The sequence below is a fragment of the Ancrocorticia populi genome (genome assembly GCF_003123745.1).
Classification (GTDB): Bacteria; Actinomycetota; Actinomycetes; order Actinomycetales; family Actinomycetaceae; genus Ancrocorticia; species Ancrocorticia populi.
Map to the genome: position 1 here is coordinate 336,564 of NZ_QETB01000003.1, position 17,721 is coordinate 354,284.

Genomic DNA, 17,721 nt, shown 5'->3' on the forward strand with positions numbered 1-17,721 from the left:
TCACCATATTCCCACTAAACTCATCCAGCCGGAACCAATTACGAGCCATATCGTTACAGAAACGAGCCCAGCAATTGCCGATACTCGCCACCACTGTCCAACAGTGTTGTAGCCACTCCCGAAGATTGCCGGTGATGCTCCACCTGCATATTGAGTCAGTGACGTAAACGCATTGGATATATACCCGAGAAGGAGCGCACCAAGAAGCGGAGGTGCGCCAAGCGCTATGGCGGCGCCAAGGAACGCCACATACATCGCTGAGATATGCGCGGTTGCCGAAGCGAATAGGTAATGAGAGAAGAAGTAGACAAGACAGAGGATCGCAAGCGCTGGAACCCAACCGAGGGAGCCCATAGATCCAGCTATTGAGTCAGACACCCAAGCAATCAGACCATACTTGTTAAGCGCCGTAGCCATCATAAACAGCACGGAGAACCAAATCATCGTGTCCCAGGCAGACTTCTCCGAAATGATGTCCTGCCACGTCAGCACATGGGTAATCAGCAGTATAACCACACCGATAATCGCGGTTGTGGTGGCGTTTATCCCTAGCACCATGTCTCCCACAGTCCACAGGAACAGCAGCAAGACAAACGTTGCCGTCATAACCTTTTCGCCGTATGAAAGCGGCCCAAGCTTGTGGAGCTCAGACTTTGCCATGTCCACCACTTCAGGTGTGTCCTTAAGCTCGGGCGGATACACCAGATAAACGACCAAAGGAACAATAATGAGCGCGGCGAGACCCGGAACGATGGCACCTAATGCCCATTTTGCCCAAGTGATATCCACTCCCTGTTGCCCCGCCAGAGTAGCAATAAGTGGATTTCCAGCCATTGCCGTGAGGAACATCGCGCAGGTAATGGCGTTAACCTGTCCGACGTTGATGGCAAGGAAGGAACCCGCGCGACGAGCTGTTGGCACCGGCTTTGAATCGTAAACCTCGGCAACAGACTTCATGATAGGCGCCATAATGCCGCCACCTCGGGCAGTTGCCGAAGGGATCGCCGGAGCCATCACTAGATCTGCTACAGCCAGACCATAGGAGACCCCAAGCATCTTCTTCCCGAGTTTCGATACGAAGAAGAGCGCGATCCGGCGGCCAAGGCCCGTCTTGATGAAGCCTCTAGAAATCAAGAACGCCATAACGATCAACCAGATCGTCGAATTTGAGAAGCCCATGAGGGCGTATGGCGCAGTCGGATCATCCTCCGGAGCAGTAAGTGGTACAACTCCCAGCAAGACAGTGGCCAACATGCCAATAATCGTGACTGCACCCATGGGAAGCGGGTGCAAGATAATCGCGAGAATAGTGGCAATAAAGATTGCCAGCATATGCCACGCTTGGGCGGACACCGCATTGGGCCCCGGAATTACCCACATAATTGCAACGAGGGCAACCGGTATGCCAAGCCGCCATGAGAATTCCAGCCAACTGACGCCCCCCGGTGCGCGTACACCCCGATCCTCGCCTGATTTCTTCTGTTCCGTATTAACGCTCATGGGTCAGCCCTTCTGGAGCGCGGGAGTGGAGGACCATGCAGCAACGGCAGAGTCAACGATGTGGCCAGCTTCGCCAAGGTAGTCCTCAGGAGCGACCAGCTTCTCTGGGAGAAGATCGCTCTTGCCAGCATTCTTGGCAACCTCGCGCAGTGCATCTGCCAAAACGAGACTCTTATCGCGGGCCAGCGTGGAAGCTTCATACAGAAGATCGTGTGCATCCTCGCGGCCCAAATACTCTGCCAACTGAATCATTTGGGCCTCAGCCATAATGAGGCCCCCATCGATCTTCAGGTTTTCCTTCATCCGCTCAGGGTTTACTCGTATACCGCTGGCAATGACGATCGCCTCATCCAATGCTGAGCCAGCAAGTGTGCCCATCGTGGGCACGGCCAGCCATTCGGCTTGCCATTCACCCGCAGCACGCTGATGGCCAGCTTCCTGCATCCTGGTGAAGACCGAGAGGAGCGCCGATGCCGTTGACGACATCCCGATGATGAGCTCAGAAGAAATCGGATTGACTTTTTGCGGCATCGTCGACGAAGCACCGCGGTGAGGATTGTAAGGCTCGAACACCTCCCCCACTTCAGACCGTGAGTGATCCACGACGTCACGCGCCAACTTGGCAAGCGTGCCACAGATAGTGGCACAGAAGTAGCCGTACTCCGCAAGGACGTCACGGTCCACGTGCCAAGGAACATCAGTATCTCGCAAGCCAAGCAGCTCGGCCACACGAGACCGCACCTCAATCGAATGCGGACCTTGAGCGGCATTAGTACCACCCGCCCCAAACAGCGAAATCACTCGAACACTGTTGTAAGCATGTGCGAGGCGGTCACGCTGGCGGCGAAGCTCATCAAGAATCACGGCAACGGTTGCTCCAAACGATGTTGGAACGGCCTGCTGAGCGTGCGTCCGGCCCGGCATCACTGTGTCACGGTACTTCTGGGAAATCTCAGACAGAAGGTCTCCGAGCGTCTGGAGTTGCTGATCCATGGCAGCAAGCGACCGCGACATCTGAAGTGCCTGCCCTGAATCCATAATGTCTTGAGTAGTGGCTCCGTAGTGAACGTGCCCGTTAGGGCCGTCAGGCAAGTGCGATGATACTTGGCGAACTAGTCCGAAAATTGGGTAACCAACGTTCTGCGCAGACTTCCAGAGTTCTTCACGGTCGATATTGTCTATACTGCAGGCGTCAAAGATCTGGCTAGCGTGATCCTCTGGGATCACTCCCGCCTCACCTTGAGCAGTAGCTAGTGCTGCCTCAACATCGAGCCAAGCTTTGATAGTTTCTTCGTCCGAATAGATCTTGAGCTGATCCTTGTTCGCCGCAAACTGGTAAAGCATCGAGAATGGCGATTTGCTTGCAATCATCGTAGACCTTTCAACGTTTGACAGTTATTTCCCATCTGGTATGGATTCGATTCCATAGTGTCAGCCTAAATGCGCCACAAATTACTTGTCTATAGTTGAGCCACTCTGAATCCCTCAATATGGATTCGAATCCATATTATTAGTAGAAATATGGGACCTCAGTCCCCACAGGAACGAGACGGAGACTCCTACAAAGGATGCGATTCGCACGAGTCCCGGAGAACTACGGTTGCTTTGCACGTACACCACGTGCACACTGACGCATCACAGGACATGGCTCGCATATATGCCGAGCAACCCTTCCTAGCGCGTCAGCGTGTACGGCTAGGTCACGAACTGCCTCCCAGTCACCCAACTCGAACACTCGAAGCGGTTCCATTGGCAGCGCTGTCACGATAGACTCGCCATGCGCTGCACAGGCCACCCCGCCAGTACCCGCCCGGTTCGAAGCTGAAGGGCGGGAGCAACTTCGCGGCGCGCAATCAAGGAGGATCATGAGAAAACATCAATCCCCACTCAGGCGCCACCGGCGATCAGCCGGTTCTACGTTGGCCGCCACGGCACTTGCCATAACCTCCATCACGGGAGGCGGAGCAGCTACCGCACAACCTACTGCAGCAGGATCGGCGCCTGTGGCACCGGCACAAGCAGCACAACCGGCGCCAGCAGCACCCGCAGCCCAGGCAGAGGGGCTGTCCGCACTAGTCAACCCGTTCGTGGGAACGTCGAGCGAAGGCAACGCCTATCCGGGAGCAACAGCACCTTTCGGTATGGTCCAGCTCAGCCCGGACAACGCCAACTCGTATGGCAATACCTCATATAGCCCTGACAATAGGTGGGTGTGGGGATTCAGCCACCGCCACATCAATTCGGCTGGGTGCCCCGCGGCGGGCGAGATCCTGGTTGAACCCTCCGCGGCAGACTCTCCCATCACCGCCCGTGAGCAGATCGCGATGGTGGATGGCAGCGAAGCCGCACACGCCGGGTACTACACCGTTCAGCTTGAAGGTGGCGTCACGGCAGAGTTGACCACGACCGAGCGTGTTGGCGTCCATCGGTACGAGTTTGCGGATTCGGACACCGGCCACCTCTCCTTGAATGTAGGCGAAACCCTGCGGGATGCCGGCTCCAGCGAAGTCGCGTGGGTAGATGACCAGACCCTAGAAGGCTTTGTAGAAAACGGTGGATTCTGCGGCGGAACGTCCACCACAGAGAAGGTGTTTTTCAGCGCCCACTTTGACCGGCCGGCGGATTCGACGGGCACGTGGGACGGCTCGGGAACCTACACCGAAGAATCACCATCGTCCGTCTCGGACGGCGGCCAGAACGGCGCAGTCGCCACCTTTGACACCACTACTGATCAGGACGTCGAAATCGCCGTGGGCATCTCCTTCGTGGACGTGGATGGAGCCCGAGCAAACCGCACCAGCGAGACGTCGGATGACACCCTGACGTTCGCGCAGGCCCGCGCAGCCGCAGAAGCTGGCTGGGACGATCAGCTCGGCGCTGCCACCATAACTGCCTCCAATGACGCCCGCATCATCTTCTACACGCAGCTCTACAAGGCGCTGCTCTCCCCTACGATCGGCTCGGACGTGGATGGCCGTTATCGAGGGATGGATAAGGCTGTCCACACCGCGGAGGGATGGACGTACCATCAGACGTTCTCGTTGTGGGACACCTACCGGACGCAGGCTACCTTGCATGCCCTAGTGGCCCGCGATCATGCCACGGACATCGTCCGGTCTATGTATCAGCAACGTGTGGAAGGCGGTTGGTTCCCTCGATGGTCGCTCGGCTCGATCGAAACGAATATTATGGCGGGTGACCCAGCCTCTGCTTGGGTAGCCGAAAACTTCACCATGGGCACTGTCCCTGACGATATTGCCGATCCGATGTGGGATTACCTCGTCGAGAATGCAACCACGCCAACACCGGGAGATGTAGCGTCGGTGGGCCGCCAGAGCGCCGATTTCTACAACCAGAACCACCACATCCCGTTCTACTTTGAGAACGAGCCGGGGCTCGGTCAAGAGTATGAGGAATACCGTCACGGCGGATCCTCCTCAATGGAGTTCGCCATCTCAGACGCGGCCATAGGAGCCGCGGCCCAGCGCAGTGGGCGCCCCGAAGCTGCCGAGTTCCTCGAGCGCGGCCAGTGGTGGCGTACCCTCTGGAACCCGGATGTTGAGCTTTCCGGCGATTATCAGGGCATCGTCAACGCCGTGTTCCCTGATGGATCCTTCAACGTTCGCTCCAATGAGAAGGATGACGTCACCAAGTCCGGATTCCACGAGGGCACCCAGTGGCAATACCAGTGGATGGCCAGTCAGGACTATGCCGGCTTACAAGAAGTCATGGGCGGAACGGACGAATTCCTCGATCGCCTCGATTACTACTTCGATATGCCAGCGCTCCTAGAGAATCCTGGCCAGTCCCCCAGCCATTGGGCGAAGGGCGGATCCGATTACTATTCGAGCATTGGCTACAATCCCGGCAATGAGCCCACGATTATGAATCCGTGGCTCTACAGTTCGGCGGGCCACCCCGCTTACGTCAATGACGTCCTAGCTTCCAACCTCAACCGCTTCCCCAATACTCCGGGCGGCGGAGTTGGCAACGACGATCTAGGAACGATGGCTTCTTGGTACGTCATGGCTACGCTCGGCTTCGAGCCCGTTGTGCCGGGTTCGGGAATGATGGCGCTCAATTCGCCCCGGGTCGAGGCCGCTTCGCTACGGCTCGGGCCGGACGCGGATTCCCCTGTTCTCCAGATCAACGCTTCCGGTTCGCATGAATCGATGCCGCGATACATCGAGTCCGTCGCGGTCAACGGCACCGATCACTCAGCCACGTGGTTCGACGTAGAGGACATCCTGAGCGGAGGCACCTTGGACTTCACCCTCACGCAGGATCGCGACACCCCGTGGGGCACCAGCCGCGCCGATCGGCTCCCCAGCGTGTCCGATCCCGTACAGGTCAAGGCTTCGGCCACGGCGGGCTCACCCGAGTTTCAGTCCGGGGTTGAAACAACAAACGTTGTAGGAAAGGTTGAGTTCGAGGAGTTGACGAAGATCGCCGACGACGCCGTCACCTTCCCCACCGTTTCGGCCACCTTCACCGCAGATGGAACAGAATATGAAGCTCAGCCCGAAGCCACTGATAATGGCTGGGAGTTCAGCGTGACGGCTGAGTTCGCCAAAGCAGGGAATCTGTCCGGGACGCTCAGCGTGTCCGCTGGTGAAGACACCCCCAAGTTCGCACCAGAGACATTCGAGCCGGTCAGCGTTGAGGTGCCAGTCAAGGTGTTGGGTGCGGATCCGACCGACGATCCAAGTGAACCCGGCACCGATCCCTCGGATAACCCAAGTGATGGCGGATCGGGTGAACCCGGTACCGGCCCAAGCACATCAGCACCCGATCCGAGTGAATCGGGTGGCACTGTCGGCGCCGGTGACGCCGGCGGATCAGGCAATGCTGACGGCTCGGGTGGAGATGCTGGCTTGCCCAACACCGGTGCCAAGGTGGCGGGCATAGTTGCCGCTGCACTTCTGCTCACGGCAGCAGGCACCGTTTTGGTGGCGCGCCGGCGCAAGCAGAACTAGCCGCTGCTAGAAGCTCTAGCTAACGCTGAGAGCACCCTTTCTACCGCGAGCGCTACGGCTCTTCTCCCGTGGCCCTCAAGGCAGAAGAGGTGCTCTCGGTACGCCTGATATGTACGCATTAAACCTGGTACATGGAGGTCGGCTGAGGTATGCAGATATAGACGCTCGGTGTATTTTTTGGCATACCCTAAGGAGTGGCACGCTCCCCTTGCGGGGACTGCCCCACGCCGTGCTAGTATGTCCAGCGTGTATCGCATGATGTTGCTTTTCCTTTAAGGCTCACTCCGCCTGAGACGCCCCCCCTGCACCCAATGTGCAGATGGACCGCTCGTTGAGCGCCGCTCCGAGCTAGGGCCACGGTGAACCTATTTATTCGCGCACAAGTTTCCTTGTCACGATTCTGTTTTTATTCTTCCCATACCTGAGTGCCATACGCTCGTGTGCCACGAAAGCTAGCTACATTCGGCTTCAGGATTCACTCAGTTGTCCCAGATGAGGGCTACACCCCTCACGCAAAACAACAGAGCGAATGCTGAGAGGAAAGCGCCGGTCAATGACCACAAGGTGGCTGAGGGACAACAAAGACAGTAACTTGCGCGCACTTTTCGAAGGAAAATCAGTGCCACGCACACCCCATATTCAACTAACAGCTACATCGATCTCCATGACCCGCGGAACTACCCGCGTGCTTCATGACGTTAATCTGACGGTGCGGGAGGGATCGAGGATTGGCGTCGTCGGCGAAAATGGCCGCGGAAAGTCCACCCTTCTCCACGTACTTGCCAGAAAACTCAGCCCCGACGAGGGCACGGTCCAGCGAATCGGCGCCCTCGGGATGGCCGAACAAGAAATGAGTACGGAGGATCAGCGAACGGTCGGGCAAGCCGTCGCCGATTCGATCGCAGATTCCCTGACCGCGCTGGCAGATCTTGACGCGGCGGGCGAGGCGTTGGCGGACGGCCAGCCCGGTGCCGACGCCTGGTTCGCACGCGCACTTGAGCAGGCCACCGCACTGGATGCGTGGGACGCCGAGCGGCGGATCCGCGTGGCGCTGGAGGCTTTACGGGCGGAGCCCGATTGGTCGCGGCCTCTCGCCGAGCTCTCGGTTGGCCAGAGGTATCGTGTTCGCCTCGCATGCCTACTAGGCAGTGAAGACGATTTCCTCCTCCTAGACGAACCGACGAACCACTTGGACTCTAGCGGGCTCGAATTCCTCACGTCAGCCATCAAAGAGCGCGAGGGCGGTGTGGTAATCGTGAGCCACGATCGGGCGCTGCTCGCTGACGTGGTGGAGCAGACCATCGATCTGGATCCCACCCCGGACGGGACCGCACGCGTATACGGCGGCGGCTATGCAGGATACCGGGAGGGACGGCGGGCCGAACGCGAACGCTGGGAGCAGGACTATGCGCGGCAACAAGAGGAGCGCACGAAACTCAAGGGCGATCTGAGCGAGGCCCAGAACCGGCTCGTCTCTGGATGGCGGCCAGATAAAGGCACAGGTAAGCACACACGGGCCACGCGTGCACCGGGACTTGTCCAAAGTGTGAAGCGGCGTCAAGAGGCGCTCGAGGCCCACGCGGTCACCGTCCCAGAGCCTCCTCTTGAGCTGAGGTTTCCCAAGCTCGGCGCACGCGCTGGGGCCACTCTGCTCGTGGCCGAGGGCGTCCGGTTCGGAGGGCGGCTTGATGAGCCGGTCACCATGGATATCGAGGGTAGCTCGAAGATACTGGTGACCGGCCCCAATGGAATCGGGAAGTCCACCCTTTTGGGAATTCTTGCGGGAGATCTCGAGCCGAGTGAGGGCCGAGTGCGGCCCACCGAGGCGGCGAGGATCGGCTTCTTGCACCAAGAGTCCACGCTGCCGCTCGAAAAGCGGGCGGCTGAAGTGTTCAAGGATCACGTGAATCGGCTGGTTTCTGGGCGCCGTCTGGCTGCGGGCGAGGCGCTTAGTCTCGGTTCGCTCGGGTTGCTCAAGCGGGATGAGGCGAGCAAGCGGATCGGCGAACTCTCGCTGGGACAGCGCCGCCGGCTTGACCTCGCGATGGTTCTGGCCGAGCGGCCGAACGTCCTGCTTCTAGACGAACCGACGAATCAGCTCTCGATCGCCTTGGTGGACGAACTGACGGAGGCGCTGGAGGCTACCAGCACGGCAGTGGTCCTTTCCACGCACGATCGCAAGCTCTTGCGGGACCTCGGGGATTGGCAGGCGGTTTCGTTGGGGTGAAGTGTCTGGCGGTGGGCGAGGCGTTTTTGGTGCGAACAGGCCCGCACCATGGCACCTCGTCGGCTATGCACTTAGAGTGGGAGGTAACGACCAGTCCAAGGAGTTCAACCACATGAAGACCTTCACCCTCCCCGGCACCTCCCTCACGGTCCCCAGCGTGATCAGTGGAATGATGCGGGTCCAAGATCTGTCGGACGCCAAGGTCCGCGATCTCTATGAAACGGCCCGTGAGTGCGGCATCGATTTCTTCGATCACGCGGACATCTACGGCACCCCGATTCACGCCTGCGAGGCCCGCTTCGCCGAAGCCCTCCGCCTCTCCCCCGCGGAGCGCTCCGAGATCACGATCCAGACCAAGGCAGGAATTGTCCCCTCCGGCCCTTACTTCGATTTCTCCTATGATCACATCATCGAATCGGTGAACGGTTCGCTCGAGGCTCTCAACACGGATTACATCGATATCCTCCTGCTCCACCGTCCAGACATTCTGGTGGAGCCCGAGGAAGTAGCGCGCGCATTCTCAGAGCTAGCGGCGGCGGGCAAGGTCCGCAACTTCGGCGTCTCGAACCAGACGCCGGGGCAGATCGAGCTTCTCAAGAGGTTCGTGAAGCAGCCGCTGATCGTCAACCAGCTCCAGCTTTCCCCGACGCATGCCGAGATGATGGCTCAGGGCGCCGCGATGAATATGCCCCGCCTCAACCAATCCGCCAGCTACGATCTGGGTATCCTTGATTACTGCCGCCTAAATGACGTCACGATTCAGGCATGGTCCCCGTTCCAGAGCGACCTCGGCAAGGGAACCTATTTCGAGAATCCCGATTACCCAGAGCTGAACGAGGTGCTCAACAAACTCGCCAACTCCCACGGCGTGAAGTCTGAAACAATCGCCACGGCATGGATCCTGCGCCATCCGGCAAATATGCAGGTCATCGCGGGCACCATGAATCCGGATCGCCTTCGCGCGATCGCGGCCGGAGCTGACATCAACCTCACCCGCGCTGAGTGGTACCAGATCTATCGCGCCGCCGGTTACACCGTGCCGTAAAGCCCTAACCCTTCGGTACCTCCTGATCCGGACACGATGCGAGTACTCCGGCCATCGCATCGTGTTCGGCTTGGGTGACCCACAGCGAATACTTGTCCTTCACCCCGATCTGCCGCGCAACGTAATCGCATCGGTACGCCTTGTTGGCAGGCAGCCAGGTGGCCGCGTCCCCATCAGACTTTTTCTGATTAGCCGGCCCGTCCACTGCAAGCAAGTTGTAGGGATCGTTCGCGAACTCCCGGCGCTCACCCTCACTGAGCTGTTGCGCGCCCTTTTGCCACGAATCCGAAAGAGCCACTACGTGATCGATCTGCACGGCCGTGGAGGTGTCCTGCCCACGTACGAAATTGATCGCTGTGCCCGTGTATGGGTCGTCTAACGTGCCCGAAAGCACTACACATGTGCCGTGTTTATACGCCTTATCGGTGAGATCCCGGTCCAAAATATCGTTACGCGTATCGCACCCGTTGCGATCCACGTCCGCCCAACGCGGTCCGTATTCTTCGCGCGAGTACCCCGTTTTCGGCGCCCTTCCTTTGATGGGGAGAGTTTCGAGGGTTTCAGCTGCGCCCGTTTGTGACGACGACGAATTCCCTCCGCCGTCCATCCCATCTACGAAATAATCTGCACCGAAGCCGATCATGAGTACAACCGCAATAGCCAGCGCCACCCCGGAACTTCGATTCTTGCGGACATGAGTTCGGGCACCCGGCTTCGGCAATTTTTCTCCTTTTATTGCACGCAATTCCAACCTTCGGAACTTTATCGCCCAATGAAGACAAAGTGGTAAACATAGTAGGTGTGGCCATCCACCAACGAAGGAGGGGACATGTCCAATATGTCACCTGCTAGTCCGAGCACAATAGAGGGCGCGGCAGCTTACATAGCTGCGATTGAAAAGGCATTCAACTCGGGGGATCTGCAGAAGGTTTCTACCCTGATCGAGCATGATTTTGTCACGGCGTGGTTCGGGCTCTTGCCCAGCAGGTTCATTGAGATCGTCAACACGATTCGTCGCGACGGTGGCGACGTTTCCCCGTTCATACAATTCGTCGCAGCGTTCATGACTTCGCCTTTTCCAAGTACGGACGGAAACACCGAGCTCGAGGACCTCGCGATATCGGTGGAAGGACGGGGTTATCCCTACGACTCCTTCCTCTCCTACGCGCGCACTCTCGGATTACGGGTACAAGGGCGTTCCGTGGAGGCCCTCGAAATTGCGGATGAACTAGTGGCGGTGAACCGCGTGGCGTCCCTCTTCGATTCAACGATGGGATGGACGCTGTTCACAACCGTTCAGCACGGCGTTACCGCTATGCTTGCCGGAGACTTCGCGGCAGCTCTGACGAGCTTCACGTCCGCGCGCATGCATGCCACGATCCCTTCACTGGGCTTCTTTGTTCGCGATGCTTGCGTGAAGTCCGCCATGATCGAAGCGCTCTACGGGGATCCAGAACGTGCCCGCGGCCTGCTTCGCGAACTCGACCACACACCGCGTACCGCAAGCTGGGTAGAGGATGGCACAGATGCTCTCCGTACCTTGATAGAAGCCGCCCTTGAAATCTCCGATACCTACGCAGCATTGGAAAAGATCGATGATATTCCGCTGAACGCCGTGGGAGAGATGTGGCCGTTCTATATTGCGTGCCTCCAAAGAGTCATGATGCGGCACGGAGATAATCCAGAGGGCAATGCACGGTACCAGCATTATGAGGGTCTCCCCTTCCCTAAAGTGGAGCGGCAGGGCGTCACGGCCTCTGTTTTGCCGTTGTGGGGAGCTTACATCTCAATAGTCCACGGGAACCTTGACACAGCACGCGAACGCCTAGAAACTGCTGACCCCAATTTCCCTCCCGTTAAGCTTACGTTAGCGCTCATCGAGCTGCTCGGCGGACGCCCGCGTGAAGCACTAGACATCGCCTCAGCTCTCAGGGCTAAAACCACCGGCCTCAGATCTCTCGAATTACAACGCCTCGGCCTGGTTGCAGCCGCTCAGCTCCAGTTGGGATCGGTTGATGGGTGCCGCTCCGCCTTGAAAAGCGTGCTGAAGATAAGTGGCGGGCTGCGCCCCTACGAGGTTGTCTGGTTCCCTGTACCGGTACGAGAGTTCGCTGAAAATGAGTTTAAAGAATGGCCAAAGGCCACCACCAGCTCTGCGCCAGGATTCCGAATGTTCCCGGCATATCAGGATCGGCTGACCGATCGCGAATTGGAAATCCTTCGCTCACTCGCCAAAGGTCTCACCCGCGAACAGATAGCCAAAGCCGATTTTGTCTCAATCAACACCGTTAAAGGGCATCTGAGAGGCCTCTACCGCAAGCTCGGCGTCACCTCGCGTAACGCTGCGGTGATCGAAGGTGAACGGCGAGGTTTGTTGTAGAGAGAGGCAACGTCGTCGTCGTTAAAAAAATACGTAAGGCCCCATACTAGTGGACGGCGGGACTTAGGTCTGCCAGAACAACGCATTCCCAAGGACTAGTCTCGAAACAGTATTGCTCTTGTCAGCAAATGCCGCGTCGCATCTGAGCTGACAATCCTGGCGTCTCGTCCATCCAGACGGAATGCCTGTCCAATTAAGCAGGGTCAGCTTCAGTGTGACCCTGCTTCAGTTTGAGCGGGGCCGGTGTCCTGCGCGCAAGTCAGGAGATGCTGGTTTGAAAAAGCACTGGATGCTTCTAATGCTCGCAATAGTCACGTTCGGGTTAGTCACCTACGTGGTGCCGTTCCCCGAAACACTGAGCCACGAGGCGCGGGCAACGCTGGGAGTAGCTGCGTTCGCGATCATCGTGTGGATGACTCAGGCGGTCTCTCAGGGATTGTCCGGACTCATTATCGTGTTCTTGCTGGCAATCTCTGGTGCAACCGATCTCAATGGGGCTCTTGTTGGATACTCCAACAGCTCACTGTGGCTCATCGTGATCGGCTTCATCATGGCGGGCGCGATGGAAAAGTCTCAACTCTCCAAGCGTATCGCCCTCGCGCTAGTTCGCGTTGCCGGGGGCTCGCCCATCAAAATCTATTGGGCCGTGGCCGCCGTTCTTGCGGTTCTCACCTTCCTCGTGCCATCCATCACGGCGCGAACACTCCTCATGATCCCGATCATTCTGGGAATCGGAAAGGCTTTTGAGGCCGAGCAAGGCAACTCCAACATCGTCAAGGCACTCTTGTTCATCGTGGCCATGAGCGGCACCATGATGAGCATTGGCGTACTCACCGGTCACGTAGGCAACCCGATCACGGCGGGCCTCATCGAAGGCGCCACCGGGGAGGCCGTCAGCTGGTCCGAATGGTTCAAGATCGGCGGGCTACCCGCGTTCTCACTGGCCGCCATCTCCGTCTTCATCATCCAGAAAATGTGGAAGCCCGAGGTAGGCACACTCGAATCTGCCGGAACCTATGTGCACCGCGAGCTCGCCGCTATGGGGCCGATCACCCGGGACGAGAAGTACACTGCCGTAGTGTTCGTGGCCACGCTCTTGCTGTGGGCAACCGATTCGTTCCACGGATTTGCAGTGGGCGTGATCGGGCTGCTCTCGATCATCTTCCTTATGCTCCCTGATATCGGGGTCATGACCTGGAAGGAAGCCCAACCAAAGGTCCCGTGGGACGTCTTCGTGCTGTACGGTGCGGGCCTGTCCATGGGAACCGCGCTCACCACCTCCGGCGCGGCCGAATGGCTCGCGAGCACGCTGTTCAGCCCGCTCAACAACCTCTCGATTCCGATCCAGCTCATCATCATGATCTGGGCCATCACACTGCTCCAAGTGTTCTTCACCGGCGGCGGGCCCAAGACAACTGCTCTGACGCCCATCGTCATCGCCCACGCCGTTACTATCGGGGCCGATCCACGGGCCTTCGCTCTGGTGCTCGGCATGAACATGCACCATCAGTACCTGCTGCCGGTTTCCAACATGCCCAACGCCGTTGCCATGGGAACCGGGGAGATCACCTCCCGCGAGCTCAACAAGACCGGCGCCGTCATGAGCGTTCTGGGCGCGGCCTTCATGAGCCTTATGGTGGTGACTTACTGGACGTGGATCGGGCTGGTTTAAGGGGTTAGCCGGCGGTACGAGACATCCGGTTCTACTCCCGCTATGCCACGGAGATCAGAAGCAGCAAGCCGGGGATCACGAGGAATACGCCGAGGACCCACGAAACAACGTACAGCTTATTCTGAGCGCCGAGCCGCGCCAGCCAGAGCGCGCCCTTAACGGGCAGCGGACGCAGGAACGGCAGGCCGAAGATCACCGCGGCGCAGAACAGATTGTAGAGGACGTGCACGTAGGCGGCTTGCAGCGCGAGTTCGCCCTCGAACCCGGTGAATGCGAACGCGGCGATAAGCGCGGTTAGTGTGGTGCCAATGTTGGCACCAACGGTGAATGGGAAGATCTGCTTGACCGTGAACTTGCCTGACCCCACGAGTGGCACGGCAAGGCTGGTTGTTGTAGATGATGACTGGACCATCACTGTGATGAGAGTTCCCGAAATGAGGCCGGAAATCGGGTTACGGCCGATCGCTGCGTGGAAGATTCTTTCGGCTCTTCCCACCATGAGCGCCTTGAGCATCTTGCCGATCAGGTTGATGACGGCCAAGATCAGCACGACTCCCAGAACGATCAGGATGATTCCTGCCCAGACTTCCGGCAATGGGCTGACTAACCATTTCAGAATGTTGACGCCGGGATCGATGAGCGCACGCACCGCGCCTCCGATGCCCGCGAATGCGGCGGCAACGGGTCCACCTCCAGAGCCGCCCGTAGCCTCGGCGAGCCACGCCGATGAACGCTCGAGAATTCCAAACGATAGCTCGAGAGGCAGGAAGATCAATACCGAGAGCAGGTTGTACATATCATGTACGCTGGCCGCCCCGAATGCACGCTGAAAGACCAACTTGTCCTTCGCCATACCCAGACTCACCAGCGTGGAGGTCACGGTGGTTCCGATGTTTGCGCCCAGCAGGACGGGAATCGCAATTCCGATCGGCAACCCACCGGCCACCATGCCGACGGTGATGGCCGTGGTGGTGGATGAGGACTGGGTGAGAACCGTGGCAAGAATGCCGATCACAAGCCCAACGAACGGGTTGGAGGCGAACTGGAAAAGCTCGCCCGCCTGCCCTCCCGTTGCCATCGTGAAACCGGCTCCGATTCCAGAGACAGCCGTGATCAGCACGTAGATCGCAGCCGCTACAAGGAGCCAGTCACGTGCTGTCTTACCCCGGCCGCTGGGCCTCTTAACGCGGCTGGGCGCGTAAGGCCCTTCCCGAGGAGGCTCAGTGATCGGCTGTTCGCTGATCTGGGGCTCACTCATGGTCTGATCTAGGGCTTGGGCGCGATCCCCGGCAACTATAACTGCCGCGCTCACGCCACTACCGTCCAAACGATTTTGGCCATAGATAGAGTCTGGCGAGCGAACACAAACTCACGGCCACCAATAAGTGAACATTAGGTGAACACTCCACGCACAATCAGTGTTGCCGTGATCGCGGAGACGTTGAGCCCGCCCTAAGTCCTACTTTCCCACGAGCGTCGGGGCCGGCCTACTGATTAGCTGAGCCGACTTACGGATTAGCGGGGCCAGCATACGGATTAGAAGGCCGTGGGTCTGGCATGCCCAACTACCCCACGAGCGCAGCGACCGGATGCTTCTCAACGTTGTGCTAGTAGCCGCAGATCCAGAAAGGAGCTCAATCCGGTCCGTTAGCGACCCGGCGTGACAAGGCGCGTTAGGAATGAACGTAAGAGGCCGCAGGCATCGATGGAGGCCCCGGTGCCGTGCGGCGTGATCATGTCAACCGTCAGCCCACCGATGAAAGCGGCTATGTGCTGAGCATTGGTGCGCGGTGTCTGTGAGCCCAGCGCCGCGAGCGCCTCCTCCAGTACTGCGACTAAGTCCTCCCCCATTTGGCGAACCATGTCAGCGAATACTGGCATCGTTCGTGAGGCCATGACAAGCTCCGTGACCACGATGGCTTCCTCGCGGCGGTCCGCGTCAAGCGGGAGAACGTCCTCCACTATTTTTTGAAGGCCGGCTACAGCTGCGGTGCCACTCAGCCCGCGGAGGGCGCTGGCAGGGTGCATGGCAAGGCGCGCTCCCATCCGGTCCCCTGCCTCGCCAGCCACGGCGATAAGCAAATCCTCGTGGCTGCCGAAGTAGTGGCGCACAGAACCGACGTTGATTCCCGATTCGTCGGCTACCTTCCTGAGCGAGACGCTACCAATTCCTTCCGCAACAAGAAGGCGGAAGGCCGCCTCGACCACCTGCTGGCGGCGAAGGGCCGGATCCACCCGCCTACTCATCACTACCCCATACGAGCTCGGAGCTTTCGTTAACTTCGCCGTCCGCACCGAAAACAAGGTATCTATCGAAGTCCCGAGCAAACCATCGATCGTGAGTCACTGCCAGAACCGTTCCCTCGTATGTCCGGAGCGCCTCTTGGAGGGCCTCGGCCGATTCTAGATCGAGATTGTCTGTGGGCTCGTCCAGCAGCAGCATCGTGGCCCCACCTAATTCCAGCAAGAGCACCTGAAAGCGAGCCTGCTGACCGCCGGACAGCGAATCGAAGTCCTGTTCTGCCTGATGGTTGAGCTCATAGCGGGCGAGGGCCCGCGATGCCTGTTCTCTTGCCATGCCGGAACGGCGTGCATCTCCCCTATGCAAGATATCAAGGAGGCTCCGGCCCGCCAGATCTGGCCGGTCCCGGTTCTGCACGAACCATCCGGGCTGCACGCGCGCACCGAGCTTTGCGATTCCCTCGTGTTCAACCGGCGCAATCGTAATATCAGGAGGTACTTGATCCGCCTCCGGCGTTGTTCCCCCAGCCGCCAAGAGCCGCAGAAAGTGGGACTTGCCCGAGCCGTTAGATCCCAGCACGGCCACACGATCGCCATACCACGCCTCAAAATCAAACGGGAAGATAAGATCTGTCAGCTCCAACTGCTCGCACACAAGCGCACGCTTACCTGTGCGGCCGCCTCCTAGACGCATTTTGAGCTTGCGCTCGGCCGGCTGCTCCTCAGGCGGGCCCGCCGCCTCGAACTTGGCCAGCCTAGTCTGGGCCGCCTTGTAGCGGGAAGCCATACCATCGTTGTAGGCGGCCTTCTCTTTATAGTTTTGGACTAGCCGGCGGAGCTTCGCATGCTCCTCGTCCCAGCGGCGCCGTTGTTCGTCCAACCGCTCAAAGCGCTGATCCCGCGATTTGTGATAGCTGCGAAAGCTGCCCGAGTGAATCCAACACGTGTTGCCGGCAGCCCCCACCTCAAGGGTGGCTATCGAGGTGGCCGTTTGGGCCAGTAGCTCGCGATCGTGACTCACATAGAGCACACCTTTCTTCGTTGCCTGAAGCTGGCTCTCTAGCCACCGCTTGCCCGGAACATCCAGCGAGTTATCCGGTTCATCTAGCATGAGGAGATCATGAGGTCCCCGAACCAGCGCCTCAAGAGCTAGCCGTTTCTGTTCCCCGCCCGAGAGCGTGGATACCGGGCGCTCGCGGCATTCATCGAATGACAAGCCCAATGCGGACACAGTGCACGTGTCCCACAAAACCTCTGCCTCGTATCCGCCCGCATCGCCCCACGCGGCTACTGCTCCGGCATAGGCCATCTGGGACTGCTCACTTCCTTTGGTGAGCATTGCATGCTCGGCCGCCGCTAAGTTCTTGGCGGACCGTTGGATCGCGGCAGGTGCAACACCCAGCAATAGCTCGGCCACCGTCCCTCCCGTGACGAACTGGCGGAGTACGCCGAGGGTGCCAGACAACGTCACAGCACCCTCACTCGGCTGAAGTTCGCCCGTAATGATCCGCAGCAGCGTTGTCTTGCCAGCCCCATTGGCCCCGATTAGCGCTAGCCGTTGACCTTCTCCCACATGAAAAGACACCTCGCGAAGCAGCGGACGGCCGTCAGGCAGCGTGTATGAGATCGAATTGAGGTCTAGATGGCCCATACGCCCGAATCTATCACAGCTGTGATAGA

The 17,721-nt window shown here is 58.9% G+C and carries 11 protein-coding genes; 5 read left to right on the top strand and 6 right to left on the bottom strand.

From position 1 onward, the window contains the following. Together DD236_RS06940 and DD236_RS06945 are read right to left on the bottom strand one after the other, a co-directional pair. Positions 1-1,500, bottom strand: coding sequence for an anion permease (locus DD236_RS06940; protein ID WP_109093652.1), 1,500 nt, complete (start codon positions 1,498-1,500; stop codon positions 1-3). Positions 1,501-1,503: 3 nt separating this feature from the next. Next, entirely contained in the window at positions 1,504-2,871 is a 1,368-nt protein-coding gene (locus tag DD236_RS06945; protein WP_207785728.1) for a class-II fumarase/aspartase family protein, read from the bottom strand. A 494-nt stretch (positions 2,872-3,365) separates the two neighbouring features. Here DD236_RS06945 and DD236_RS06950 point away from each other — a divergent pair, with 494 nt between their 5' ends. The 3 genes from DD236_RS06950 to DD236_RS06960 all read left to right on the top strand — a co-directional run bounded on the left by DD236_RS06950 (position 3,366) and on the right by DD236_RS06960 (position 9,748). Then, positions 3,366-6,476: a GH92 family glycosyl hydrolase gene (locus DD236_RS06950; protein WP_109093653.1), complete on the top strand. Its 3,111-nt coding sequence runs from the start codon at positions 3,366-3,368 to the stop codon at positions 6,474-6,476. 619 nt (positions 6,477-7,095) lie between these two features. Further along, positions 7,096-8,703: an ABC-F family ATP-binding cassette domain-containing protein gene (locus tag DD236_RS06955; protein ID WP_243410043.1), complete on the top strand. Its 1,608-nt coding sequence runs from the start codon at positions 7,096-7,098 to the stop codon at positions 8,701-8,703. Positions 8,704-8,815: 112 nt separating this feature from the next. Beyond that, complete coding sequence (locus tag DD236_RS06960) at positions 8,816-9,748, top strand: aldo/keto reductase (protein WP_109093655.1); 933 nt, start codon at positions 8,816-8,818, stop codon at positions 9,746-9,748. Between the two features lie 4 nt (positions 9,749-9,752). On the opposite strand, the gene DD236_RS06965 is transcribed toward DD236_RS06960, so the two are convergent. Then, positions 9,753-10,469, bottom strand: a complete 717-nt coding sequence (locus tag DD236_RS06965; protein ID WP_243410044.1) for an HNH endonuclease family protein — start codon at positions 10,467-10,469, stop codon at positions 9,753-9,755. 108 nt (positions 10,470-10,577) lie between these two features. Here DD236_RS06965 and DD236_RS06970 point away from each other — a divergent pair, with 108 nt between their 5' ends. Both DD236_RS06970 and DD236_RS06975 read left to right on the top strand, forming a co-directional pair. Next, on the top strand, positions 10,578-12,128 hold the full coding sequence (locus tag DD236_RS06970) for a helix-turn-helix transcriptional regulator (RefSeq protein ID WP_109093656.1): 1,551 nt from the start codon (positions 10,578-10,580) through the stop codon (positions 12,126-12,128). Positions 12,129-12,417: 289 nt separating this feature from the next. Further along, a complete protein-coding gene (locus DD236_RS06975; protein ID WP_109093657.1) occupies positions 12,418-13,800 on the top strand; it encodes an SLC13 family permease in 1,383 nt (460 codons plus the stop codon). Positions 13,801-13,840: 40 nt separating this feature from the next. On the opposite strand, the gene DD236_RS06980 is transcribed toward DD236_RS06975, so the two are convergent. The 3 genes from DD236_RS06980 to DD236_RS06990 form a co-directional block, all read right to left on the bottom strand. Further along, positions 13,841-15,112: a hypothetical protein gene (locus DD236_RS06980; protein WP_207785730.1), complete on the bottom strand. Its 1,272-nt coding sequence runs from the start codon at positions 15,110-15,112 to the stop codon at positions 13,841-13,843. Positions 15,113-15,447: 335 nt separating this feature from the next. After that, positions 15,448-16,047, bottom strand: a complete 600-nt coding sequence (locus DD236_RS06985) for a TetR/AcrR family transcriptional regulator (RefSeq protein WP_109093658.1) — start codon at positions 16,045-16,047, stop codon at positions 15,448-15,450. Next, a complete protein-coding gene (locus tag DD236_RS06990; RefSeq protein WP_109093659.1) occupies positions 16,040-17,692 on the bottom strand; it encodes an ABC-F family ATP-binding cassette domain-containing protein in 1,653 nt (550 codons plus the stop codon). The genes DD236_RS06985 and DD236_RS06990 overlap by 8 nt, the downstream gene beginning before the upstream one ends. Positions 17,693-17,721 lie beyond the last annotated feature (29 nt).